At 68.4% G+C, this 25072-nt stretch carries 23 protein-coding genes; 9 read left to right on the plus strand and 14 right to left on the minus strand.

All coding sequences use genetic code 11. The features are described from left to right. The first annotated feature begins 37 nt into the window (after nt 1-37). Nucleotides 38-442 (plus strand): winged helix-turn-helix transcriptional regulator, encoded by a 405-nt coding sequence (locus ACQP06_RS17575; RefSeq protein WP_433673193.1) that lies wholly within the window; start codon nt 38-40, stop codon nt 440-442. Here the strand turns inward: ACQP06_RS17575 and ACQP06_RS17580 are convergent. The 4 genes from ACQP06_RS17580 to dinB all read right to left on the minus strand — a co-directional run bounded on the left by ACQP06_RS17580 (nt 439) and on the right by dinB (nt 4178). Beyond that, on the minus strand, nt 439-1668 hold the full coding sequence (locus ACQP06_RS17580) for a site-specific integrase (protein WP_433673194.1): 1230 nt from the start codon (nt 1666-1668) through the stop codon (nt 439-441). The genes ACQP06_RS17575 and ACQP06_RS17580 overlap by 4 nt on opposite strands. A gap of 68 nt (nt 1669-1736) precedes the next feature. Beyond that, on the minus strand, nt 1737-1967 hold the full coding sequence (locus tag ACQP06_RS17585) for a hypothetical protein (RefSeq protein ID WP_433673195.1): 231 nt from the start codon (nt 1965-1967) through the stop codon (nt 1737-1739). A 144-nt stretch (nt 1968-2111) separates the two neighbouring features. Then, nucleotides 2112-2912: a HugZ family protein gene (locus ACQP06_RS17590; RefSeq protein WP_433673196.1), complete on the minus strand. Its 801-nt coding sequence runs from the start codon at nt 2910-2912 to the stop codon at nt 2112-2114. A 36-nt stretch (nt 2913-2948) separates the two neighbouring features. Beyond that, complete coding sequence (dinB, locus tag ACQP06_RS17595; protein ID WP_433673197.1) at nt 2949-4178, minus strand: DNA polymerase IV; 1230 nt, start codon at nt 4176-4178, stop codon at nt 2949-2951. Nucleotides 4179-4317: 139 nt separating this feature from the next. On the opposite strand from dinB, the gene ACQP06_RS17600 reads away from it, so the two are divergent. From ACQP06_RS17600 to ACQP06_RS17610, 3 genes are all read left to right on the plus strand, one after another. Then, nucleotides 4318-4785 carry a MarR family winged helix-turn-helix transcriptional regulator gene (locus ACQP06_RS17600; RefSeq protein WP_433673198.1) on the plus strand — a complete coding sequence of 156 codons (468 nt, stop codon included), beginning with the start codon at nt 4318-4320 and terminating at the stop codon, nt 4783-4785. 123 nt (nt 4786-4908) lie between these two features. Next, nucleotides 4909-6102, plus strand: coding sequence for an MFS transporter (locus tag ACQP06_RS17605; protein WP_433673199.1), 1194 nt, complete (start codon nt 4909-4911; stop codon nt 6100-6102). 43 nt (nt 6103-6145) lie between these two features. Continuing rightward, complete coding sequence (locus tag ACQP06_RS17610) at nt 6146-6976, plus strand: aldo/keto reductase (protein WP_433673200.1); 831 nt, start codon at nt 6146-6148, stop codon at nt 6974-6976. An 11-nt stretch (nt 6977-6987) separates the two neighbouring features. Here ACQP06_RS17610 and ACQP06_RS17615 read toward each other — a convergent pair whose 3' ends face one another. Then, a complete protein-coding gene (locus ACQP06_RS17615; RefSeq protein WP_433673201.1) occupies nt 6988-9015 on the minus strand; it encodes an ArnT family glycosyltransferase in 2028 nt (675 codons plus the stop codon). Nucleotides 9016-9101: 86 nt separating this feature from the next. On the opposite strand from ACQP06_RS17615, the gene ACQP06_RS17620 reads away from it, so the two are divergent. Both ACQP06_RS17620 and trxA read left to right on the plus strand, forming a co-directional pair. Further along, on the plus strand, nt 9102-10331 hold the full coding sequence (locus tag ACQP06_RS17620) for a serine hydrolase domain-containing protein (protein WP_433673202.1): 1230 nt from the start codon (nt 9102-9104) through the stop codon (nt 10329-10331). A 63-nt stretch (nt 10332-10394) separates the two neighbouring features. Continuing rightward, complete coding sequence (gene trxA, locus ACQP06_RS17625) at nt 10395-11132, plus strand: thioredoxin (protein WP_433673203.1); 738 nt, start codon at nt 10395-10397, stop codon at nt 11130-11132. Nucleotides 11133-11148: 16 nt separating this feature from the next. On the opposite strand, the gene ACQP06_RS17630 is transcribed toward trxA, so the two are convergent. Genes ACQP06_RS17630 through ACQP06_RS17640 form a run of 3 tightly spaced genes read right to left on the minus strand, consistent with a single transcriptional unit; the run spans nt 11149 to nt 12765 of the window. Continuing rightward, entirely contained in the window at nt 11149-11658 is a 510-nt protein-coding gene (locus tag ACQP06_RS17630; RefSeq protein ID WP_433665645.1) for an HAD domain-containing protein, read from the minus strand. A 17-nt stretch (nt 11659-11675) separates the two neighbouring features. Then, nucleotides 11676-12029 (minus strand): hypothetical protein, encoded by a 354-nt coding sequence (locus ACQP06_RS17635; protein ID WP_379273820.1) that lies wholly within the window; start codon nt 12027-12029, stop codon nt 11676-11678. A gap of 22 nt (nt 12030-12051) precedes the next feature. Then, the gene (locus ACQP06_RS17640; protein ID WP_433665646.1) at nt 12052-12765 is read right to left on the minus strand and encodes a MerR family transcriptional regulator; all 714 of its coding nucleotides are present in this window, start codon (nt 12763-12765) and stop codon (nt 12052-12054) included. A gap of 62 nt (nt 12766-12827) precedes the next feature. Between ACQP06_RS17640 and ACQP06_RS17645 the strand changes: the two genes are divergently transcribed. Both ACQP06_RS17645 and ACQP06_RS17650 read left to right on the plus strand, forming a co-directional pair. Further along, entirely contained in the window at nt 12828-13304 is a 477-nt protein-coding gene (locus tag ACQP06_RS17645) for a DUF6194 family protein (protein ID WP_433665647.1), read from the plus strand. Between the two features lie 57 nt (nt 13305-13361). Continuing rightward, nucleotides 13362-14333, plus strand: a complete 972-nt coding sequence (locus ACQP06_RS17650; RefSeq protein WP_433665648.1) for a DUF1353 domain-containing protein — start codon at nt 13362-13364, stop codon at nt 14331-14333. Here the strand turns inward: ACQP06_RS17650 and ACQP06_RS17655 are convergent. From ACQP06_RS17655 to ACQP06_RS17675, 5 genes are all read right to left on the minus strand, one after another. Continuing rightward, a complete protein-coding gene (locus tag ACQP06_RS17655; protein ID WP_433665649.1) occupies nt 14311-16569 on the minus strand; it encodes an MMPL family transporter in 2259 nt (752 codons plus the stop codon). The two genes, ACQP06_RS17650 and ACQP06_RS17655, sit on opposite strands and share 23 nt — an antisense overlap. Then, nucleotides 16563-20825, minus strand: coding sequence for a type I polyketide synthase (locus ACQP06_RS17660; protein WP_433665650.1), 4263 nt, complete (start codon nt 20823-20825; stop codon nt 16563-16565). The genes ACQP06_RS17655 and ACQP06_RS17660 overlap by 7 nt, the downstream gene beginning before the upstream one ends. Beyond that, a complete protein-coding gene (locus ACQP06_RS17665) occupies nt 20822-21103 on the minus strand; it encodes an acyl carrier protein (RefSeq protein WP_433665651.1) in 282 nt (93 codons plus the stop codon). The genes ACQP06_RS17660 and ACQP06_RS17665 overlap by 4 nt, the downstream gene beginning before the upstream one ends. 34 nt (nt 21104-21137) lie before the next feature. After that, nucleotides 21138-22886: a fatty acyl-AMP ligase gene (locus ACQP06_RS17670; RefSeq protein ID WP_433665652.1), complete on the minus strand. Its 1749-nt coding sequence runs from the start codon at nt 22884-22886 to the stop codon at nt 21138-21140. Between the two features lie 443 nt (nt 22887-23329). Then, a complete protein-coding gene (locus tag ACQP06_RS17675) occupies nt 23330-23773 on the minus strand; it encodes a TetR/AcrR family transcriptional regulator (RefSeq protein ID WP_433665653.1) in 444 nt (147 codons plus the stop codon). On the opposite strand from ACQP06_RS17675, the gene ACQP06_RS17680 reads away from it, so the two are divergent. Then, on the plus strand, nt 23772-24572 hold the full coding sequence (locus ACQP06_RS17680; RefSeq protein ID WP_433665654.1) for a hypothetical protein: 801 nt from the start codon (nt 23772-23774) through the stop codon (nt 24570-24572). The genes ACQP06_RS17675 and ACQP06_RS17680 overlap by 2 nt on opposite strands. A 24-nt stretch (nt 24573-24596) precedes the next feature. Here the strand turns inward: ACQP06_RS17680 and ACQP06_RS17685 are convergent, their stop codons facing one another. After that, the gene (locus ACQP06_RS17685; RefSeq protein WP_433665655.1) at nt 24597-25040 is read right to left on the minus strand and encodes a MarR family winged helix-turn-helix transcriptional regulator; all 444 of its coding nucleotides are present in this window, start codon (nt 25038-25040) and stop codon (nt 24597-24599) included. Nucleotides 25041-25072 lie beyond the last annotated feature (32 nt).

A 25072-nucleotide genomic window follows, 5' to 3' on the forward strand; every position in this document is an offset into this window, starting at 1 on the left:
CTGGGCTAGTAGGTACCTAGAGGAAAGTGGCTTGCAAGTGACCGAGACCACGTCACAGCTCCCTCCAGAACTGGCTTGCCCGATCACACCGGTGGTCGATCTCGTCTTCAGCCGCTGGACCACGCCGATCCTGTGGACGCTCAACGAGTTCGGCAGGCAGCGGTTCAGCGAGCTGGAACGCCGCATCACCACGATCACACCGAAAGTCCTGACCCAGCGGCTGCGGCAGCTGGAACGTGACGGCCTCGTGCTGCGCACGTATCACGCCGAGGTGCCGCCCCGGGTGGAGTACGAGATCAGCGCGTTGGGACGCAGTCTGGCACCGCTTTTCGCGACCCTCGCCGAGTGGTCCGTCAATCTCGACGAGGTCGATCGGGCCCGGCAGGAGTACGACGCCCGCGAACAGGCGCCGCATCGCCGGTCCGGATCGATGCCCCGCTAGAGGCCCAACTTGGTCACGGCGTTGTCCTCGAGCGGATTCGCGGTACGGATGTAGCCGTGCACCGTACGGGGATTGGACCAGCGGCCCTGGCGCATGATCTCGCGGTCGCTCGCACCACCGAGGGCGGCCTGGGTGGCGAAGCCCGCGCGCAGCGAGTGGCCCGAGAACAGCGCCGGGTCGAGGCCCGCGCGGGCGGCGTAGCGCTTGACGAGCTCGGCGACCGCACGGCCCGACATGGCGGTCGAGGCGAGCCCGCCGTGGCGCGAAATGGACGGAAACAGTGGCAGATCCGGGTCGGTGAGGGTGGTGCCGGTGAAGCCGTGGCAGCGGTGCAGGTTCGGATCGGCGGCGGGCGTGGTGCGCAGCCACGTGCGGAGATCGCCGGAGGCGTGCGCCTCCCGTAGCCGGGTCCAGTCGGCGTAGGCGCACACCGGGCAGGTGTGCGGGCGTTGCCCGCGGGGGAGCGCCACGCGCTGCTCGTTGACGCCGGTCGCATCGGTCTTGGTGGCGGGCAATTGGATCAGCAGCAGGGGCTCGCCGGTGGTGTGGTCGGTGGCCACGCTGACATCGGTGACCCGCAGCGCGGCGATCTCGCTGCGCCGCAGCGCTCCGGCGAAGCCGACCAGCAGCAGCAAGGTATCGCGGCGGCGCGCCGGTTCGGTGGGCCATTCGGCGGGCGGCAGTTCGCCCAGCAGTTGGTCGAGCGTGTGCAACAGCACCGGACGCTTGCGTTTCGGACGGGTGCGACGGGTGCGCCGCATACCGCGCAGGGTCAGGCGCACCACGTCGGCGCGCGTCGGTGAGGGCAGCCCGTTGGCGGCGTGGACCGCGGCGATCGCGGCGGCCTTCCGTTCCAAAGTGGCTGCGCTGAAGGCCCATTCACCGTTCTCGCGGCGCGCGTCGGCTGCCGCGGCCAGATAGACCGCGACATCCAGGGCGTCCGCGGGCAGCGCCTGCCGCGATTCGGCCGAGCACCACGCCGCCCAGGCGATCCAATCGGTCCGATAGGCACGCAAGGTGTTCGCCGACTGCGACGCTTCGAGATACCGGCGCAGCGACTCCGCCTGCACCTCGTCGAACCGGTCCCGCACCAGCCGCAAAGCCGCCGCGTCGACCAGCACGCTGCGTACTCCGCGCCGCAGTTCGCCGCGCACCTCGTCGGGTACCGCGATCACCGCGGACTGATCCCCGGGCGGGCGTTCGCTGATCTCGGTCGGTTCCGGCATGCCCTCGACCCTAGATCGAGCGGGCGTTCCCGTTGCGGCAGACCCCGTTTCGCGTGTCCGGCGCCGGGTCAGGGCTGTAGTCGCCAGGCCGCGTCAGGTTTTGGGAGCGGCCAGCCCCAGCCGTGCTGGGCGCGCAGTTCGAGCAGTTGCGCACGTCGTCCACAGGATTGCTCGGTGTCGCCATCGCCTTCTACGCAGTTGCGGTGTGTCCAGAGCATGGCTTCCACCGTGCCGGACAAGCGCATGGCGTCATGCTCCGGCATCCGATGATGCTTGAGCACAGACGGCGTGTCCGACATGGCCCAATCATCCCCCAAAGGTGGCGGACTGTCGTGCGGTCTGCGCGTCTTCGCAGCGCCGGAAGGACATCCGCGGTCCATGGGGGTGTTGATCGCCGTTCGCGACGCGACCCGGTTCAGGCGCCTGACCGGCGGCGATGTGGGTCATAGTGCGTCCTGTGAGGCTCGCGCCAATTCCACTGTCGCCGCGCGCAATTCGGCGATCGCCTCGATCGGCTGGAGGTAGCCGATCCGCGTCACGGCGATGCCGCGCGGCGTGGTCACCCGCAGATCCAGTCCGAACCGGTCGGCACGCTCGCAGACCGCGGCCGTCGCATCCGGGTACCCGCCGCGCGCGTGCGCCATATCGAGGAGGGCATCCGCGTGATCATCGTTGAGGTGAGCGATCGCCCGCGCCGCGGCGGGAATGATCGGATCGGCGTGAGCCGCCGCGTATTCCTCGGCCGTCGCCGAATCCATCCGGCCGTAGCCGCCGACCCAGCGGGCCCGCTGCACGCGCAGGACCCACACCGTGAAATCGCTGAAATCGATGTAGGTCTTGGCCGCCGGGACCGCCGCCAGATGTGCCTCGCGCGCCGCGACGGCCTCCGCGCCATCGGGCCGTTCGGCGACGCCGGCGAGCGTCAATCGCGTTCCGGCCAGCGGATCCTCGGGCAGATCCGGGGTGACGATCGAGACGCTGGCCCGCGGGTCGCCCGCCAGATTGCGGCCGTGCTCGGCCATCCGGGACACGCACAGCACCGGCTGACCCTCGAGCAACCCGTACGTGACGAAACTGGCCCAGGGTCCGCCGTCGGCGGACAACGTCGCCAAGGTCGCCGTATTCGTCGCCGCGGCAACCGTTCTGGCCTCATCGGCCGCGGACGGCCGCGTGGTGTTCACGATCGGGGTCAGCGGCGGCGGAGTCGAGGGAGCGTCGCCGGGGTCACCGTGGTCGAGAGCCATATGTCACAGGCTACCCGCGCCGCCAAACACGACTGATCAGTCCGGAAGGATCGGCACCGACAGCCCTTCGCCCTTCCGCAGCAGCGCCGCGCGGGTGACCGTGCCCGCACCGAATCGATCCCGCAGCGCGTCCAGCGTCGAATCCAGGGTCGATTCCGCGCGCGCCTCGAACGGCAGTGACAACTGCATGCTGTCGGCCCGATCGAGATTGGTCAGGGTCAGACCGATGAGCGTGAGCCCACCGCGCTCCCTGATCAGGGGCAACGCCGTCTCCAGCAGCGTGCGCGCCGCACGCAGGATCGCCGTGCCGCTGTCGGTGGCCTCCGGGAGGGTGTGTGAGCGGGTGGCGCGGGTGAAATCGTCGAAGCGCATGCGCAACACCACTGTTCGGCACACCCGTCCCGCTTTGCGTAGCCGGTGCCCGAGCCGATCGGCCAGTCCGTGCAGATACGCTTCGAGCTCCTCGTCGCTGCGATACCGCCGCCCCATGGCCCGTTGCGCGCCGATCGACCGCCGCCTCCGGCCGGTGTCCACCCGCCGCGGATCACGCGCCCACGACAGCGCGTGCAGGTGCCGTCCGACACCCGGGCCCAGGACCGCGGCGAGCGGCCCCTCACCCATATCGGCGAGCTGACCGACCTTGGTGATTCCGCGCTCGTGCAGCTCGCGGGCGGTCACAGCGCCCACGCCCCACAATCGTTCCACCGGCAGCGGATGCAGGAACTCCAGCTCCTTGTCCGGCGGAACCTCCAGCAGCCCATCCGGTTTGGACACCGCACTGGCCACCTTGGCGAGGAACTTGGTCCGAGCCACCCCCACCGAGATCGGCAATCCGACCTCGGTCCGCACCCGCTCCCGCAGTCCGCGCGCGATATCGACCGGGCTTCCCGCGATCCGCCACAGGCCCGCCACATCGAGGAACGCCTCATCGATGGAGATGCCCTCGACCTCGGGCGTGGTGTCCCGGAAGATCTCGAACACCGCCTTGCTGGCCTGGGAATAGGCCGACATTCGCGGCGGCACCACGATCGCGTTCGGACACAGGCTCATCGCCTGACGCAGATTCATCGGCGTCCGCACGCCGAACGCCTTCGCCTCGTAGCTGGCGGCCAGCACGACGCCGCCGCCCACCAGGACCGGTCGACCGCGGAGTCGCGGATTGTCCCGCTGTTCCACCGACGCGTAGAACGAGTCCAAGTCGGCGTGCAGAATCGCCGCGCGCTCGTGGCGGTCAGCGCTGCTCGGGTCGATGTCGGACACGAACATATGTTCGCATACCGCATGGTCTGGTGGTTGCCGGAATCCGCATTCCGCCCGAATTGCCTGGTCACGCACTGGCCGTGTCCTTGCATTCGCCGTATATCAGCTTCAGCTGATATTTGCCCAGGTGGACTACTCTGGTTGTATGACCGCAAAAGACCCGGCACTGACAGCCCTCGCCAGCGGCTGGGCTGCCCTGTCTCTGCTGCACGGCCGGATCGAGTCGCACATCGAACGCGCCTTGCAGTCTCGCCACGACCTGAGTGTGCGCGAGTACTCGCTCCTGGAGGTGCTGAGTCGCCAGCACGACGGCGATGGTGGCCATCTGCAGATGAAGCAGGTCGCCGACGCGGTTGTGCTCAGCCAAAGCGCCACAACGCGACTGGTCACCCGGCTCGAAGATCGCGGCCTGCTGGCTCGCTACCTGTGCCCGACCGATCGGCGTGGCATCTACACCAATGTCAGCGAGGCGGGCCTGGCGCTCCTCGCCGAGGCGCGGCCGACTCATGACGCCGCGTTGCGGGAGGCGCTGGACAAGGCGGGGGAGAATCCCGAGCTGGCGCCGCTCGTGGCGACCGTGCGTGGGATGGATTCCCCGGCTCACGTGGGCTGATCCCGGAGTCGCGACCTGCGGTGACGGCCACGTCACATTAGATGCAGTTGCATATATGCCGCGTCTGCAATTATTGTTGAGGAGCACTAAGGGCTTCCTCAAGTAATCGCGGAAAGGTCGCGCATGCCCCTCGCAATCTTCGCCCTGGCCATCGGGGCCTTCGGGATCGGAACCACCGAGTTCGTGATCATGGGCCTGCTGCCCCAGATCGCCGGTGACTACGGCGTCACCATTCCCACCGCGGGCCTGCTCGTCACCGGGTACGCGCTCGGCGTCGTAGTGGGTGCGCCCGTGATGACCGTCCTCGGCACGAAGATCTCCCGTAAACGAATGCTCATGCTGCTCATGGGTTTGTTCATCGTCGGCAATCTGATCTCGGCGGTCGCGCCGAGCTTCGCGGTCATGCTCACCGGGCGGATCGTCGCCTCACTCGCCCATGGCGCTTTCTTCGGCATCGGCTCGGTCGTGGCGGCCGAACTCGTCGCTCCCGACAAGAAGGCCGGCGCGATCGCCACCATGTTCACCGGACTCACCGTCGCGAATATCGTCGGCGTGCCGCTGGGCACCTTCATCGGCCAGGCGATCGGCTGGCGGACCACCTTCGTCATCGTCGCCGCGCTCGGTGTGGCCGGTCTGATCGGCATCGCGAAGCTGGTGCCCGCCCTGCCGCGGCCCGAAACCGCCCGGCTGGGACAGGAATTCGCCGCGCTTCGCAATGTCCAGGTGGTGCTGGCTATGGCGATGACCGTGCTGGGCTTCGGCGGCGTCTTCGCCGCCATCACCTACATCGCTCCGATGATGACCCAGGTCGCCGGATTCTCCGACGGCTCGGTCACCTGGCTGCTGGTGCTGTTCGGCATCGGCATGTTCCTCGGCAACCTGCTCGGCGGCCGCTACGCCGACCGCCACCTGATGCCGATGCTGTACGCGACGCTCGGCGGCCTCGCCGTCGTGCTCGCACTGTTCACCGTCACCGCCCACAGCGAAGTGCTTGCGGCCGTGACTATCGTGCTGGTCGGTGGGCTCGGCTTCGCCACCGTGCCGCCGCTGCAGAAGCGGGTCCTGGATCAGGCGCACGGCGCGCCCACCCTGGCCTCCGCGATCAATATCGGCGCGTTCAACCTGGGCAATGCCCTCGCCGCCTGGCTCGGCGGACTCGTCATCGGTGCGGGCCTCGGATACACCGCCCCGAACTGGGTCGGCGCGCTCCTCGCGGCCGCGGCCCTCGGCCTCGCGTTCGTCTCCGCGGCGCTGGAACGCCGCGACGCGGTCCGCGAGCAGCCCGCCGCATCCCGTCCGCTCGCCTTCCAGCACTGACAGCTGCCCGGCGAACCACCCTCGGTATTTCGGGAGAATCACCATGAACGACAACGCAATTCCCACCGTCACCCTCAACAATGGCGTCGAGATCCCGCAGCTCGGCTTCGGCGTCTTCCAGGTACCCGACGACGAGACGACCGCCGCCGTCGCGTCCGCCCTCGACGCGGGCTACCGCAGCATCGACACCGCCGCCATCTACGGCAACGAGACGGGTGTCGGCCGCGCCCTGGCCGATTCCGCGCTGTCGCGTGCGCACCTGTTCATCACGACGAAGGTCTGGAACGCGGATCAGGGCTACGACAGCACGCTGCGCGCCTTCGACGCGAGTCTCGCCAAGCTCGGCCTCGACTACGTCGACCTGTACCTGATTCACTGGCCCACGCCCGCAAGGGATCTCTACCTCGACACGTGGCGTGCCCTGGAGCACCTCACCGAGCAGGGGCGTATCCGCGCCGCGGGTGTCTCCAACTTCCAGCCGGCCCACCTCCAGCGGCTGCTCGACAGCAGCGGCCTCGTGCCTGCCGTCAACCAGATCGAACTGCACCCGGCCCTGCAGCAATCCGAACTCCGTGCCTTCCACGCCGAGCACGGCATCGCCACCGAGGCCTGGAGCCCGCTCGCCAAGGGCGGCATCCTGACCGACTCCGCGATCACCGCCATCGCCGACCGAACCGGAAAGTCTGCCGCCCAGGTGGTGCTCCGCTGGCATCTCCAGCTCGGCAATATCGTCATCCCGAAGTCGGTGACCCCGTCCCGGATCCGAGACAACCTGAACGTCTTCGACTTCCAGCTCACCGACGAGGACATGGCGACCATCGCCACCCTGGATCAGGACCTGCGTACCGGCCCGCACCCGGACACCTTGAACTGATCCGGGCGGACTCAGTGGGCCTGTTCGGTCAGGTCGTAGACGGCCATGTCGCCGAAGTGGTGGGTGGCGGTGTAGTGGTCGGTCACCCAGGCGAGGATCTCCTTGTTGCCTGCCGGGCGCCAGACGCCTTGGGGCCCATTCGGTTGCGCGGGGCCGGAGGTGTCTTCGGGCTTGGGGTCGACGCGCCAGGAGTCGGGGAGCTTGACCTCGGGGATCAGGTAGTAGGTGATGGCGTGGTCACGGACCATCTGCTGGAACTGAGGGAGGGTGGGAACCGGATCCTCCGAGGTGAAGCCGCCGATCGCGAGGACGGGTGTGCGGCTGGCCAATTCGAGGCCCGCCGCCGGGGAGGAACGGTCGATGGCGGCCGACCACTTGGTACTGGTCTGCTGCAGCAAGGTCACGAGCTGGGGATCCGCTTGCCCGCCCATCAGGGTCGAGAGCTGGCGGCGGAACTGGTCGGCCGGACCGGACTGTTTCGGACGGGCCGGGCCCACGGTGGGGCTGCCACCGGTGTGGGACTGCGGCAGAGTGGCGGCGGCGTAGGCGGCGGAACCGGCCAGCGACGCGAGGACTCCGGCGATCAGTAGGGCGGTCGTCGCGCGAGTACGCTGCCGGTCCCAGCGGGCCACGGGCGGAAGCGACAGGACCAGCAGGGCCACGGCGACGATCACCGTGGCGGCGAGGATGGTCCAGCGCAGCCACGGCTGCCAGTCGGAATTGCGTTGCAGCAGGGCGAAACCCCAGATGCCCGCGCTGAGAATCAACGCCGCGGCCCCGACCCGCCCGAACGCTTCGGTGCGGCGACGCCACACCTCGTACCCGCCGATCGCGACGCAGCCCGCGATGGCGGGTGCGATGGCCAGCGTGTAGTAGGCGTGCATGCCCGCCTTCATGCCGGAGAACAGCGCGCTGTCGATCACCAGCCAGAGGCCGAACACCAGCGCGGAACCACGGATCAGGTCGGTGCGCGGACGTCGGCCTCGCGACAGCAGCACCAGGGCGAACGCGACCAGCGCCGCGGGCAGCAGCCAGGAGATCTCGAAGCCGATCTCGCCGGTGAACATGCGGTCCGGGCCCGAGCCGAATCCGCCGCCGAAACCACCCTGCTTCAGCACCTCCGGAATCTGATAGCCCTCGGGCAGTTCGAACGGGTTCTTGTTGTTGCCGCCCATGTGGTTCTTGCCCAGGTAGCGGGCGAAACCGTTGTAGCCCAGCACCAGATCCATGAACGTGTTGTCCTTGGACCCGGCCAGGTACGGGCGAGAATCCGCGGGCCACAGGATGGTGAGCAGCACGAACCACCCCGACGACACGATCAGCGCGCCCAGGGCGGCCAGCGAGTGCAGCAGACGGGTGCGAATGCCCGTCGGGGCGACAATCACGTACGCCAGTCCCAGCGCGGGCAACACCATCAGGCCTTCGAGCATCTTGGCCAGGAACGCGAATCCCAATGCGACACCGGCCAGCACGATCCAGCGCAGACTCGCCCGCGGCAGCGCGCGCACCGTGCAATAGGCGGCGGCGGTCATGAGCAGGACCATGACCGCGTCGGGGTTGTTGAACCGGAACATCAACGCCACCACCGGCGTCACCGCGAGCACCACGCCCGCCAGCAGTCCCGCGCCGCGGTTGCCGGTCGCGCGAACCAAGGCCGCGTACATCAGCGCCACCGCGCCGACCGCCATGATTGCCTGCGGTGCAAGCATGCTCGCACTGCTGAATCCGAACAACTGCCCGGACAAGCCCATCACCCACTGCGAGACCGGCGGCTTGTCGACGGTGATGAAGTTGCCCGGATCCAGCGATCCGAACAGCAGCGCCTTCCAATCCCGCGATCCGGACCAGACGGCCGCCGCGTAGAAGCTGTTGCCCATCGCGTTGACGCCGATGTTCCACAGGTAGGCGGCCGCGGTGCCGAGGAGCAGCACCGTCAGCGCGATCCGTTCCCAGCGTCGGGCGGGGGCGAGGCCGTCCGACTTCGTGGTCGGCGGGGTGGTCGGTTCGGACGGGGCCAGCTCGGCAGTGGTCACGCTCACCGCGGGAGTGTGTCCGGCCAGCCGGTGAACACCCTGGCTCCGAGCTGGGAGCTTCCTGGGAACCAAGATCTCCCTATGCTGGTCGCATGACCCCTCCGATGACGGCCCTGGTGCGGATCGACCCCGACCTCGACGCCGTGACCACGATCGGTCCCGAATCCGACCCCGCCGACGCGGGCCTCGCGGGCGGCGACATCGAGGCGATCTGGCGGTCCGTGCAGGACTGGTATCGGATGGGCACCACGCCCGCCATCCAGGTGTGCCTGCGCCACCGCGGGCACATCGTGCTGAACCGGGCCATCGGGTACGGCTGGGGCAACGCGCCGAAGGACGCACCCGATGCCGACAAGCGACTGGTGACGCCCGACTCGCCGTTCTGCGGTTTCTCCACGGCCAAAGGCGTCGCCGCCGCCGTGATGTTCATGCTCGTCGAACAGGGCGCGTTCGCCTTGGACGACCGGGTGTGCGACTACGTGCCCGAGTTCAGCAGCCACGGCAAGGACCGCATCACTATCGGCGACGTCATGTCGCACTCCGCGGGCGTCCCGTTCATCACCCCGCCTTATCGCGGCTCCGAACTCGTGCTCGACGAGGAACTCGCCGTGCGCGGCCTCGCCGATCTCGTTCCGAGCTGGCGGCCCAACCGATTCCGCGTCTACCACGCCATGACCGCCGGCCTGATCCAGCGACTCCTGGTCCAGCGCGCCACCGGGCGGGCCATGCGCGACCACCTGCGTGAGCAGGTCCTCGAACCGCTCGGCTTCCGCTGGAACAACTTCGGTGTCCGGCCCGAGGACGTCGACAGCGTGGTCCCCAGCGTGCGAGTCGGCCCCGGACCGTCCAAGGTGTGGCGTCACCTCGCCGGGCGCGCCCTCGGTGGCGGCCTGTCCGGCCCCACCGACGAATCCGCGGCCCGCGCCTTCCTGACCGCGGAACTCCCCTCCGGCAACCTCGTCACCACCGCCACCGAGCTGTCGCGCTTCTACGAAATCCTCGCCCGCGGCGGCGAACTCGACGGCGTCCGGATCATGCGCCCCGACACCCTGGCCGCCGCGACCCGCCCGGCCCGTTGGCTCCCGGGCGTGGCGGGCCGGGTCTCGGTGGGCGGCTACGAATTGGGCGCCCGCCGTTCCAAATTCGGCCCCGACACCGGCTCCCATTTCGGCCGCAGCGGACTGACCACCCAGTACGGCTGGGCCGATCCGGCACGCAGCCTCTCCGGCGCGATCCTCACCAGCGGCAAGGCCCAAGCCGACATGGACCGGCCATCGCGGTTGGTCGCGCAGATCTCGACGACGATCCGGTCCGAGGGCTGACTCGAGCCGCTTCGCCCCCAAGTCTTGACCTTGCCCCTAGGGGCAGCGTTTAGATTCACCACCATGCGGATTGGTGAACTCGCCCGACTGGCCGAAGTCAGCCCGAAAGCGATCCGGCGCTACGAGTCCCTGGGCCTCGTAGCCCCCACCCGCCATGCCAACGGCTACCGCGAATACGACGACGACACCATCCGCCTCGTCCGCGAAATCCGCTCCCTCAACCGCCTCGGCATCCCCGTCGAGGAAACCCGCCCCTTCCTCGACTGCCTGGTCTCGGGCAGCGAACACGGCGATGACTGCCCCGAGTCCCTCGCCGAATACCACCGCGCCATCACCGATCTCACCGCCCAGATCGACATCCTCACCGCCCGCAGAGACGGCCTAGTCCAGCGACTCCACGAGGCCGCACGCCGAACCGCGGGCCCACTCCCCGAAGCGCCGACGCACAAAGGACCCCAGATGACCGAGATCGCCTCCATCACCGACGACACCTTCCAGCAGAAGGTCCTGAACCAGCAGGGGACCGTGCTGGTGGACTTCTGGGCCGAATGGTGCCCGCCCTGCCACATGATCAAGCCGGTGCTCGCGGAGGTCGCCTCGGAACGAGCAGACGCCCTGACCATCTACAAACTCAACACCGACGAAAACCCTTTGGCAGTCCGCGAATACGCCATCATGTCGCAGCCGACACTCTTACTGTTCCGCGACGGCGAGCTCGTGCGCACCCTCGTCGGCGCGCGATCGAAGAAGAAGCTCCTGTCCGAACTCGACGCCGCGCTCCAACCCCAAGACCGCGCTTGATCCGACGAGGAACAGGTCAGGACGCGGCGTCGTTCGCCTCGAGCCACTCGCTGATCGTGGCGAGGTCGCTCTGCCGCAACCCGTTCCGCGGGTTCACCCGGTAGAGCAGGGCGGGCCCACGGTGATTGTCGGAAACCCATTCCTCATCGCCATCACCGATCTCATCGTCGATCCAGACGAAAGCGCGGCCGTCCGCACGCGCTACCAGCCCACGGGTCTTCCAGTGCAGGCCGAACCAGGCGTCGATGCGTTCGTCGTCGGTATCCGGCCACTGCATGACCGGCAGCGTCGGCAACCCCAGGATCGGGGCCAGGTACCGATTGGCATCGTCCATCCAGGTTGTCGCCCAGATGAGTTCGCATGGCAGGCCCGCCAGGGAGGGGCCGAGCTCCGGATCGAGGCGGTCCTCCAGCGGGTTGGAACCGCTGTCGGTGTGGGACAGCAGCGAATCGAGGGTGCCGGGCTGCTTCCCTCCGAACGGGATCAGCGGTCCGTCTACGTCCAGGAACACGAGTGGACGGTTCATCCGGGTCATGACGTTCGCTATCGCTCGCGGGCTGCCAGGGCCTTGCGGGCGGCGGTGAACCATTCCTGGGTGCCGACGAGCCCGGCGGCGATGTCCTTGCGGGCGCCGTTGAATCCGTAGAGGTTGCCGGCGTAGCGGGTGAGGACCGAGCCCTCGGGCTCTTCGAGTTCCTCGAGGACGGCCGTGTCCTGGAGGAGGTAGGCGACGTCGGCGAGTTCGGTGCTGGTCCACGTGTCGCGATAGTCGTCCCAGCCGTGCTGTTTGACCGCGAGGGCGCGGTCTACCAGGGCGGTCTGGAGGGCGCTGCGGTCGGCGTCGGTGGGCTGGCGGGATTTGAGGTGGTCCCAGTTGATCCGCTCTGCGTCGGTCATCGGCCGATTATGTCATCGCGGTTCAGGGGCGAGTCAGGAGAGCATCGAGTTCGGCCGCACCCGCCAGGAGGGCTCGGGAGCGGGATTCGATGGCGTGCTCGCGGGCGGCCAGGCGGGTCAGGACGTCCTGCCGGCGGCTGGCGTCCCGGAGCTCGGGCATGAGAGCGCGCAGGGCTGGGATGCCGTAACCGGCGCGTCGGAGTTGGTGGACGATGCGGACGTCGCGGACATCGGCGGGTGTGTAGATGCGGGCGTCTCGGGTGTCACCGCGCTGCGGACTCGACAGGCCCATGGCCTCCCAGTGCCGCAACGTGGAGGGCCGCACTCCGATCGCATCGGCCAGCTCGGAGATGGTCATCGAATCCGACTGGCGCACATCGGTGATCGGTTCGTCGCTGATATGCCGTGCGGCGGCCTGGGTCGCCGCGAGATCGCGGCGTTCGGCGTGCAGGGCGGCGTGCGCGGCGTCGAGGAGTTCGAGCATCGCGGTGGGGGAGTCGTGGTGAGCGGCGCGCATGATCGCTTTGGCGTCGACCGGCCCCACACCCGCGGCGAGCGCGCGATAGGCCCGCGCCGACACCACGTGAACCTCGTGGTACGCGCGATACCCGGTCTCGCTGCGGGTCGTCGGCGGCAGCACCCCGTCGCGTTCGAGATTGCGGATCTGCTGCACCGAGTACCCGGACATACGGGCGACATCGGCGGTACGGAACGACCCCGAGTTGCGACTTTCCACCCAGCGACCTCCACCCTGACTGCCCAAGTCTCCACAAGCACTTCAAGGTGACGATAGAACTCATGGATATCGACGAGATCACCGAGTTCATCGAGACCCTGGACGGCGTCCTGACCCTCGCGCCCGGCCCGGACAGCGGCTTCCCGGAACTGGCCTGGGGTGACAAGTTCTTCTACTACGCCCCCGACGGCCAGGTACCCACCCGAACCCAGCCCTTCGCCACCATCGTGACCAAGAACTACCCCGACGACACGACGTCGGACCTCGACCGCCCCGACACCTTCCGCCTGAACATCAACGCCGGACGCGAAGACTTCAGGGCCACACTCGGATACGGTCCCCGAGACCTCGACGACCATCCCGTCGACGCGACCGAGTTCGACACCTGGATCCCGCACCCCGTGTACGGCACCGCGGGGTGGCTGTCGGTGGTCAACCCGGCGACCGCCACCGCAGCGGCCGCCCGAGATCTGCTGCGGACAGCACACCGACGCGCCCGAACGGGATACGAACGACGCGCCGACCAGCGGTCTTCTTGATTGCCGCTTCGCCGAATATCGACCTGAACCGTTGCCTTCCGGTGTCACCCTGAGACGATGGAGCTCAACGATGAGCAGGGCACCGGATCCTTCTACGACGCGGGGCAGGCGCCGGCCGCGGTCGCCGCGGCCGAGGTCGGTCCCACCGCCGTGGTGGTCAACAAACCGGCTGAGGCCGCGCCGCCACTCACCGCACCCGAACCGCGACCCGACCTCACGATCATGCTGGATCGGACCTACAACGCGGCGACCCGTCGTGAATCGTTCCGGCTATTGCGGCGCATCGGATATGAAGACGACGCACCCGATGGGTTCGGCACCATCCTGGTCCCGGCGGACCTCGAGCATTGGACCACCGACCTCACCTCGGTCCCGGCCTTCCTGACCTGGCTGGTGCCGAAAACGGGCGCCCACCTGCCCGCCGCCATCCTGCACGACGGCCTCGTGCTCAACGGCGACGAACCGGCCAGCTACATCGCCGAGCGGATCATCCACCGCGACGACGCCGACCGCATCTTCCGTGACGCCATGGCCAAGACCGGCACCGGCCTGATCCGCCGCTGGATGATCTGGGCCGCGGTGACGGCGGCGACCATGCACCTCGGACACCAGGTCGACTGGTCCCCGCTGCGCAAGTGGCACTACCGAATCGCCTTGTGGGGCACCGGCTTGCTGATCCTCCTGATCGGCCTCTGGTGCACCCTGGACCTCATCGACGTCCCCGGCATCCCGAGCGTGCCCTGGCTCGGCAACGACATCTGGCATGAGCTGATCGGAGGCTTCTCCGGAGCCGTCGTGATCCCGCTGCTACTCGGTTCGACGTGGGGCAAATTCCGAAAGGCCGGATGGATTCTCGGGCCTCTGGTGGCCTTGATCATTCCCGCGGTGATCCCGATCCTGCTCATCAGTGCAGCCTTCCTCGGCGTGGATCGTCTCCAGCGTTGGAACACCCGGCTGGCCGCTGCCGTGGCCATCGCTTTCGTCGCCCTGTCGTTCGCGGCGTTCGTCACGTCCTGGTGCACTTCCTGACCGCAGACGAGTCGGGAGCCGTCGCAAGCGATTTCGGGGATCCGATGGGCGCCGGCTCCCGCGTCCGGCTAGGCGCTGCGGCTGCTTCGCTCAATCCGATGCGGGCATGCAGTCGGCGCAGCGGGCGCGGCGCCCACCAGTTCAGGTCTCCGGCGATCCGCATGAATGCCGGAACCAGGACGCCACGGATCAGTGTCGCGTCGATCATGACGGCCAACGCCGTGCCGATTCCGAACATCTGCATGAACGACAGGCCGTTCGAGAACGACAGCAGCGTCACCGTGAGCAGTGCGGCGGCGCTGCTCACGATCCGCCCGACCCGGCCGAGGCCCTCGATGGTGGCCGTCGTGGTGTCGGCGCCGGCGTTGTAGGCCTCCTTGATCCGGCTGAGCAGGAACACCTCGTAGTCCACCGACAGGCTGAACGAGATGCAGCACAGCAGCACCACCATGGCGAGGTTCAGCGGTGCCGGGGTCACGCCGAGCAGCCCCGCCAGATGACCGTCCTGGAAGATCCAGACCATGGCCCCGAGCACGGCGGCGAGCATGAACACATTGAGCAGCAACGCCTTGATCGGCACCACGATGCTGCCGGTGAACAGGAACAGCAACACCAGGGTCGCCGCCGCGATGATCGCAAGGGCCGGACCGAGCCGCCCGGTGATCGCCGCGCGGCTGTCGATCAGGGACGCCGTGTCGCCGCCCACCGACATGTGCTGCGCGGTGACGGCGGGTAGTTCGCGGATCGACCGCACCAGATCCTGCGCGGCCGCGGACTGCGCGCCACCCTTCAGCCGCACCAGCATGAATCCGGTGCTGCCGGAGGTGAATTCGGCGCTCCCGAGCCGCGGGTCGGCAGTTCGCACCCCGCGTGCGTACTGCCCGAATCCGCCCTCGACCGCCGCGACGCCGTCCATCGCGGAGATATCTCGCGCGACGGCCTCGAGCGCCCGAGGGTCTCGCTCGGTCAACACTGTCACCGCGTCCGACATGTCGACCGGGTAGTCCGTCCGGATGGCCTGGGTGACCTGCCGGGCGGCGGAATCGGTCGGCAGCGCCCGCTCGTCGGGCGTCGCGAATTGCATGTGCAGGAACGGGATTCCCATCGCCAGCAACAGCACGATCACGGGCAACGCCATGCGGATCGGCCGCCGGGTCACCGCCGCCGCCGTGCGCCGCCAGAACCGCGACGGCATGGCGAGCCGAGTGCGGCGGCGGCGGATCGCCAGCGCGTCGACCCGTGGACCGAGCAGGCTCAGCAGCGCCGGCAGCACGACCACCGCGGCCAGCGCCGCCAGCAGCACCACCGCGATCGCGGCCATGCCGACCGAACGCAGGAAGTAGGTGGGGAAGATCAGCATTCCGGCCATGGCGACGGTCACGGTGGCGGCACTGAACAGGATGGTGCGCCCGGCCGTGGTCACCGTCTCCACCACCGCCTGTCCGGGCTCGTGGCCCCGGTCGCGCTCCTCACGGAACCGGGACACCATGAGCAGGCCGAAGTCGATGGCCAGCCCCAGCCCGAAGGCGGTGGCCACGGTGAGCGCGTACACCGACACATCGGTGACCTTGGCCAGCCAGTACAGCACCAGTGTGGTGGACAGGATCGAGAAGATGCCGACCGACAGCGGAAGCAACGCCGCCGCCACGCCACCGAAGACGACGATCAGCAACAACAGTGTCGCGGGCAGCGCGATCGATTCGGATTTCACGAGATCGCTCTTGACATGGTGCTCGATCTCGTTGGTCAGCCCCAGGATCCCGCCGGCCCGGACCCGGATGGCGGGATCGTCGGTGGGCAGTTCGTCGACGATCGTCTCGCCGACCCGCGCCCGCTGCTCCGGAGTGCCCTCGGTATGCAGCAGCGCCAGCCCGGACCGGCCGTCCGAGCTGCGTAGCTCCGGAACTCCCTGGGACCAATAGGACCCCATGACCACGACATCCGGTTCCGCCGCGAGGTCCCGTGTCAGGCTTCGCGCGGCGGCCGCCACCGCAGGACTGTCGGCATCGCCGTCGCGGGCGGTCACCTCCAGGATGAGATCGGGCGATCCGCCGAACTCGGTGTCGAGGACCCGCTGCACGTGGGCGGACTCCGACCGCGGATCCTCGAACCCGCCGACCTTCAGCTGCGAGGACGCACCGGCCCCGAGCAGTCCGGCCAGAACGAGCACGGCGATCGTCACGGCGAGAACCGGTTTGGGGTGCGCGATCGTCAGGTGCGCGAGTCGCCTCAGCATGAGGCCACGAGCGAGAGTTCCTCGGCCAGCACCTTGACCGTGTGGCGGATCTGCTCCTCGCTGTGGCATGCGGTGACGAAGAACCGCAGCCGGGCCTTGTCCTCCGGCACCGCCGGATACACGATCGGATTCACGTTGATTCCCCGCCGCAGCAAGGCATTCGACAGCGCCAGAGTCTTCATCGAGTCGCCGACGATGCACGGGATGACGGGAGTGTCGTGGCTGTCGCCGGTGTCGATTCCTGCCTCCCGGGCCAGCCCCAGGAACAGCCCAGACATTTCACGGAGCCGCTCCAAAAGCTCTGGCTCCGAACGCATCTGGCGCAGCGCCGCGAGAGATGCCGCGGCATTGGGCGGGGTGATGCCGACGCTGTAGACGAATCCGGGAGTGGTGTATTTCAGGAACCGGATGAGCTCCCGGCTGCCCGCGACGTATCCGCCGCAGCCCGCCAGCGATTTCGACATCGTGCCGGACCACAGCTCCACATCGCCGCGGTCCACGTCGAAGTATTCGCCGATGCCGCCACCGGTCGCACCGAGCACACCGATGCTGTGCGCCTCGTCGATCATCAACAGTGCCTGGTGCTTCTTCTTCACGCCGATGATCGCGGGCAGATCCGGGATATCGCCGTCCTGGCTGTACACGCCCTCGATCACGATGAGCACCCGCCGATACTGGTGGCGGATGTCGGTGAGTATGCGGTCGAGCGCGTCGTGGTCGTTGTGCGGGAACGGGCGCCGGGTAGCACCGGAGAGCTTGCAGCCCTGCAGGATGCTGTCGTGCGCCAGGCTGTCGTGGATGATCAGATCGTCCGGTCCGACGATGTGCCCGATCACCGTGACATTGGTGGCGTGGCCGCTGACCAGCGCGATCGCGTCCTCGGTGCCGAGCAGCGCGGCGAGCTCGTGCTCCAGCTCGGTATGGATCGGCTTCTCCCCGGAGAGCACACGGCTGGCCGACACGGAGCTGCCGTATCGCGCCACCGCGTCCTGCACCGCGGTGACGACCGCCGGATTCCCGGACATGCCCAGGTAGTTATAGCTGGAGAAGTTCAGCGCCGGCCGGCCCTCGATGATCGAGGTGTCCCGGGTGACCCCGTCGTTGATCAGGAAGTAGGGATTGGACACGCCGAGCGACTCGGCCAGTCCGATCCGGTCGGAGATCGCTTTGACCTCAGGGAAGTCCGCGATGCGGCACTGGGGTTCCACCACGGCCCGTGGTGGCGCCAGGGGCTCGGGGGCCGCAGGAGCATCCTCCGGTCCCGAATTTCCCGCCACGAGCGCGATCACATCACCGAGAGTCGTTTCGGGCGTGAACCAGTCCGGTGCGATGACGAGCCCGGGAGTAGTGCGGGCGATGCCGTTGAACAGATCGGCGATCATGATCGAGTCGAATCCCAGGTCGCCGCTGATGGTTTGGCTGTCGGTCAACTTCCCGGCCGGAAAGCCGCTGACTCGCGCGGCCTCGGCCCGGATCGCAGCCGCGACATCGGAGTTCGTGCCGTCCAGACCCGGGCGAGTCGGTCGCGGGTCCGTCCCGGGCCGCCCGTTGGCGGCCGCCGCCAGCACGGCGGCCTGCTCTCGGAAGAGTGCGATCAGCTGCTCCATGGTGGTTTCCTCGGTGTGTTGCGGTGCGGGGGTGGGTGATTCGGTGGCCGGGGCGTCATCGGTTCGGGTCCAGAAGCGATGGGTGGTGTCGAACTCGTATCCACCGACACGCTGCCGGAGCCGAGCGGCGGGCTCGTACAGCGCATCCCAGTCCGGATCGAATCCATCGCGATACAGCGCGGCGACGGTGGCGGCCAATTCGTGGCCCGTCGCCCGGGGTCCCGGGCACGGCGTCAGGGTGGGCACCTGTGATCCCGCTCGGGTGAGCATCGGCGCGAGCGTACGCTGCGGGCCCAGCTCGATCAGATGCGTCGGTTCGGCGGCGAGGGCGGCCGCCGCGGCGTCGGCGAAACGCACGGTCGCCTCGATGTGTTCGACCCAGTAGGCGGCGTCCATCGGCTCGTCGGCCGCGAGTAGGCGGCCGCGCAGCGTCGAGTAGATCGGGATGCTCGGCGGCCGGTAGACGCACTCCCGCGCCACCTCCGCGAACGCCTGCCGCATGGGTGTCATCAGCGGCGAATGGAAGGCATGCGAGACGGTGAGCGGCCGGACGGTGACGCCGCGGTCGGTGAGCACCGTGCCGAGGCGGCCGATCGCGTCCGCCGCACCGGACAGCACCACATCTCGGGGGCTGTTGATCGCCGCCAGCGCCACCTCGCGCTCGTCCGCGATCAGTTCGCCGACCGACTCCGGTGTGGCGCGGACCGCGAGCATCGCCCCGCCGTCGGGCAACTGCTGCATGAGCCGCCCGCGGGCGGCGACGAGACGGCAGGCGTCGTCGAGGCCGAACACGCCGGCGATGGCGGCGGCCGCGAATTCTCCGATGCTGTGGCCGAGCAGCCATGCGGGCCGGACGCCGATGTCGGTGAGCACCCGGGCGAGTGCGTACTCGACCGCGAAGATCGCGGGCTGCGCGAATTCGGTGCGATGCAGGATCTCGTCGTCGCCCAACAGCAATTCGGCCACGGAACGGTGCAGATGTGCCGACATGTGCTCGTCCACCTCGGCGAGCGCCCGGCGGTACGCCGCGGACTCCGTGTACAGGGCGCGCGTCATTCCGGGGTATTGCGCGCCCTGGCCCGTGCACAGCCATCCGATCGAAGGCCGCCGCGCGACACCGGAATTCGCGTCGAGCACGGTGTCGTCGCCGGCGCAGGCGCGCAGCGTCGTGACCGCCTCGTCCCGGCCCCGCACCACGAGTGCCAGCCGGTGGCGGCCCGAGGACTTGACCTGATTCGTCGACCAGCACACCGGGCCCAGCGCGGCGGTATCCTGGGCCAGCTGCTCCGCGAATCGAGCGGCGTTGCGCCGCAATCCCTCTCGATCGTTCGACGACAGGGTGAGCACGCCACCGCCGAGCGCCTCGGGCGCCGGCTGCACCAGGGGAGCGGTCGCGAGCAGCATGTGCGCATTGGTGCCGCCCATGCCGAAGCTGCTGACCGCGCCGTAGTTCGGCCCATCCGGCAAGGCCATCGGCTCGGTGAGCAGTCGCAGCCCGTGACCGGCCAGGCGAAGTTTCGGATTCTCGTCGGCCGCGTACCGGGTGGGCGGCACGACGCCGTGGTGCAGGCTCAGCGCCGCCTTGATCAGCCCCGCGATACCGGCGGCCCCCTCGGTGTGCCCGAGATTGCCCTTGATGGAGCCGATCCCACAGGGCTGCGGCCGCGGCACCGCGTGCACCGCACCCAGCGCCTTGACCTCGATCATGTCGCCGAGCACGGTTCCGGTGCCGTGCGCCTCCAGGAACGCGACCTGATCCGCGCTCACCCCCGCGCGCCGGTAGGTCTCGGTGACCACCTGCTGCTGCGCCCACCGGTTCGGGGCGGTGATCCCGTTGCTGCGGCCGTCATTGTTCACCGCGCTGCCCGTGATCACCGCGTAGATCGGCAAGCCCTCGGCCTGCGCGTCCGCGAGCCGGCGCAGCACCAGCACCGCGACGCCTTCGCCGCGGCCGATGCCATCGGCCTTGCCGCTGAACGGTTTGCAGCGCCCGTCCGGCGCCGACAGACCGGCCTGCGTGTAGAAGATATTGAGCGTGGGTGTGACCTTGATGTTGACGCCCGCGGCCAGCGCCTGATCGCATTCCCCGGCGCGCAGCGCGACGCAGGCCTGATGCACGGCGACCAGCGACGACGAGCAGGCGGTGTCGACGGCGATGCTCGGACCCTTCAGATCGAGCTGGTAGGACAGGCGGTTGGCGGTCATGAAATACCCGTTGCCGGACCCGAGTTGCGGCGTGATGCGCGCGTAATCGCGCAGGTGGACGGTGGCCCATTCGTTGGCCATGACACCGACGAAGACGCCGGTGTTCGAGCCCGCCTGCCCGCGCGGATCGAGGGTGGCGTCCTCGAACGCGCGCCACGCGGACTGCAACAGCAGCCGCTGCTGCGGATCCATCGCTTCCGCCTCCCGGGGCGTGATGCCGAAGAACTCGTGGTCGAATGCGTCGGCGTCACTGAGGAATCCGCCGCTGCGGTTGTTGACCGCACCAGGACCGCCGTCCGGGTGGTAGAGATCGGCTGCCCGCCACCGCTGGGCCGGAACGTCGGCGATGGCGTCCGCCCCCGCCATCAGCAGCCGCCACAGTGCCGCGGCATCCGGCGCCTGCGGAAAGCGGCAGTCCAGCCCGACGATCGCGATGTCGGTCATGCGGCGCGCTCGCGTTGCGTGCCGACCTCATCGGCGATGTAGGCGGCCAGGTCGACGATCGCCGGGTAGTCGAACACGATCGTCGGATCCACGTCCAGGCCCCACTCGTCCTCGATCTCGCCGCAGATGCCCACCGCCGACACCGAATCCAGGCCCAGTTCGGCGAGCGGGACCGTGGGGTCGATGTCGTCGGCGGGGCGGTCGAGGTGATCCGCGACCCGACGGGCCAGCCAGTCGGCGATGAGGACGTGTTCCGGGGTGCTCATGAGTGCCTTCATCTGCGGTGATCTCCTGATAGTTCGGTTCGTGGGGTCAGACGAGAGCGGGGACGGGTGTGCGCGCGTGCTCGACGGCCGGTTCGATCTCCTCGTGCAGCACGGCGTCGAGCGTGCGGTCCAGGAACGCGGCCCGCATCGAGGCGCGTTGCACCTTGCCGCTGGTGGTGCGGTGCACCGCGTGACGTTCGACCAGCACCACGCTCGGTGCGGGCACCTCGAAGGCGCGGGCCACCGTGGTCCGGATTCGGGACGCCAGCTCGGCCGGGTGCGGCTCACCCGACGCGTCGGTTCGCACGCCCTGGATCACCAGCAACCGCTCCTGACCGCCGGTCTCGATCGACAGCACCGCGGAATCGGCCAGCGCCGGGTGGATTTCGCGCACGGCCTCCTCGATGTCCTGCGGATACAGGTTGCGGCCGTTCAGGATGATCAGGTCCTTGAGCCGTCCGGTGATGTAGAGGTCACCGGCGTGGCGGGCGCCGAGATCCCCGCTGCGCAGGTACGGTCCGGCGCCTTCGGTATAGGCGGCGAACCGGTCGCGGGTTTCCTCGCCTCGTCCCCAATAGCCCTGTGCCACACTGGTTCCGGCGATCCAGATCTCTCCTACGTGACCATCCGGGAGTGTCCGCAGGGTGACGGGGTCGACGATGCGGATGTCGAGCCCCGCTACCGCCGCGCCACAGCCGACCAGACGAGTGCCGTCCTCGGCGGGGACGAGCCGGTTGCGTTCCAAGGCGCCGGGATCCGCGGCGAGGCGAACCGTCGGCCGGCCGACCCGGCCGGCGGTGGCGATCAGCGTCGTCTCCGCCAGGCCATACGCGGCGAGGAAAGCGTCCGCGCGGAACCCGGCGGGACCGAGCCGCTCGATCACCGCGTCGAGGGTGCGCGCGCGGATCGGTTCGGCGCCGGTGAACGCGACACGCAGTGAGGAAAGATCGAGTTCCGCGAGCGTCGCATCCGTCACCCGGCGGGCCATCAGCTCGTAGGCGAAGTTCGGGGCCGCCGTGATGTGCGCGCGATAACGATCGATGGCTTCGAGGAGCCGGACGGGCCGCTTCAGAAAGGTCAGCGGCGACATGTAGACCAAGTTTCCGCCGACGAACATCGGCTGCAGCAGCATGCCGATCAGCCCCATGTCGTGGAAGTGCGGCAGCCAGCCGACGCCGACACTGGTGTCATCGGCCGCGGTAGCGGCGGCGATGGCCGCCTCGTTGTGCATGAGGTTGGCGTGCGAGACGACCACGCCCTTGGGTTCGCCGGTGGAGCCCGAGGTGTACTGCAGGAAAGCGATGGTGTCGCCGCTGATATCGGGCATTGCCCAGGCGTCCGGATCGCCGAGCGGCTCGCCGTCGGTCGCCGCGACCGAGATCGAACTCGTGAAGGGGCCCTCGTCCTCGCGAATCCACGCGGTCAATGGCTCACCGAGCTCGGCGGTGGTGAGCACCAGCCGAACTCCCGCATCGCCGAAGATCCCGAGGACGCGTCGCAAACTGCGCGCATCGTGCGGCGCGGGCGCCGGTACCGCGATCACTCCGGCGTACAAGCAGCCGAGGAAGGCGCGCAGAAACTCGGGGCCGGGCGGGTACAGCAACATCACCGGCCGGTCGGCCTCCTCGCGCCGCGAGAGCCAGTCGGCCAGCGCCCGAGCGTCCCGGTCCAGGTCCGAGAAAGTATCGATATCCTCGATCAACTCACGACCCGCCTCCCGCAGGTACGTATACGACCGGGTGCTGCCATAGGCGGCGACCTGACGGCGAACATGTGCGACAAAGGTGGCATGCATGTGAGTGAACTCCTGGCGAGGTCGCCATCAGGGTTGGTGGGGTAGGCCTGGAATCTGCCTCGATAGATATCGTCGCTCGGCAATCTCCGCGCAAATAGCCACCCAAGGTGTCGGTCGGACGACACCCCTGGAGCGGTGTCCGGCCCCGAGGGTGTGGACCCTCCCGCACGTCGGCCATGGGCACCAGCGGTGCGCTCTCGCCCAGCGATTCCACCGACGCGACCCGGCCCCGGATCACGCGACGTGGATGATGTTGTCGCGTCGAGCCTTTCGCCGACGAGCTCTACCGCGTCGCGTCTGGTTGGACGGCCGCACCCTGCACATCCCCTACCCGAATTCGGGCGAATATGCCGTCAGTGACGAATCTTTCGCCAGGGTAGAAGGCTCTCCCTATCCAGCTCGTAGATGACTTCTTCGGCGTGGCGCCTGGTATCGGTCGCTGCTTACGCGGAACCTGCCCTGACGTCCGCGTCGTCGAGTGCGGGCACGAGCGGAGCAAGTGCGGCGCGCAGCAGATCAGGCAGTGAGCCGGACACCACGACGAAGCCTGCGAGGGCGGTGTCGGAGGCGGGCTGTAGCCATTGTTCGAGGGCGACTCGGATGGCGGCAGCAACGCCGGCCGCGAGTACCGGGGCGGTGAATTCGTCTATAGCGCCCAGACGTTCGGTGATCGCGTCCGCGAGACCGACTTCGGGCGCGCGAGCGGTGACCGCCGCCCCGACCCGGACCTCCCGTTCGGTGGTGACGGCCGCGACGATCGCCTGGTCGCGGCTGGAGAAGTAGTTGTTGTAGGTGCGCGGTGAGACGCCGGCCGCCTCGGCGATGTCCTCGACTCGCACATTGTCCGGCCCCTGCGAACCTCCGGATCGACAGAAGGGACCACACATGCGAGCCAAGGGGATGACCTACGACACCGGGTTCATCGCGAACGGCCACACCTCACGACGGGACTTCGACCCCGAAGTCGTCCGCCGGGAGCTGAAGATCATTCGAGATAACTTGCACTGCACGGCCGTTCAGATCGTCGGAGGCGATGCCGATCGGCTGGAATTCCTGCTCGGCGACCCCGAGACTCGTGGTGAGCGACTGACCGAGGTCATCGCTCGACTCGACAGCTTCTTGGGGGAAGCCGTAGCCATGGTGCGTGAGCACTTCGGAGGCAAGCTCACCTACTGCGCCATCCCGTTCGAGCGGATCGACTGGACCCCCTTCGACATCATGTCGATCGAACTCATCCGCTCCGCCGAGGTGGCCGAGCAGTTCCAGGCCGGGGTGCGCGAACTGGTCGCGCAGGGAAAACCGTTGGCGATCACCGGTTTCGGCACCGCGACCTGGAAAGGCGCGGCCGATATCGCGCCGCGCAGCAACGAGATCGTCGAATACGACGCCGGCGGTGCCCCGATTCGATTGAACGGCAACTTCGTTCGGGACGAGGCCGGACAAGCCGCCTACCTGTCCGAACTGCTGGATATCTTCGACAGCGAAGGCGTCGACAGCGCCTTCGTATTCCTCTTCGCGCTGCACAGCCACCCGCACCGGCCCGACGGTGATCCCCGTGACGACTTGGACCTCGCCAGCCTCGGCATCGTCAAGGTCCTGGAGGGCGGATACGGCGATACCTATCCGGACATGGCATGGGAACCGAAGGAGGCCTTCACCGAGGTCGCCCGTTCGTACAAGGCCTGAAACCCGGAACTGGAACGGGTGAAGTCACTCCGGGTGGGTGTCGCGCCGGCAGACGAAGGCCCGTTCCAGCAACGCGTACAGATGGTCCCGGTCTTCGCTGCTGAGTCTGTCCAAGCAATCTCGAGTGGTGTGCATCTTCGCCCGGATGGCGTCGGCGACCTGTTCACCCTCGACCGTGATCACCAGGTTCGTGACGCGCCGGTCCGAGCCGCTGGCCTCGCGGCGCACGAGGCCGCGCTTCTCCAGCCGGTCGATAATCCCGGTCACGTTGGAGGCGTCGCAGGCCATGATCTCGGCCAAGGCGCGCATGGCGCTGGGTCCTCGGCGCAGCACGATCAGGGCTTTGCCCTGACTCGCGGTGAGATTCTCACTCGCCGCCGCGACGGTGAAGTCCCCGTAGTAGACGCCGAGTGACACCGAGAGCAACTCCATGAGCTGAGCGGTGTCTACGCGGGTCGTTTCGGGCATGGGAAGAATCTTATCCGCAGAAACTTGACTAT

The organism is Nocardia sp. CA-136227 (genome assembly GCF_050955695.1).
In the GTDB taxonomy this organism is placed as follows: Bacteria; Actinomycetota; Actinomycetes; order Mycobacteriales; family Mycobacteriaceae; genus Nocardia.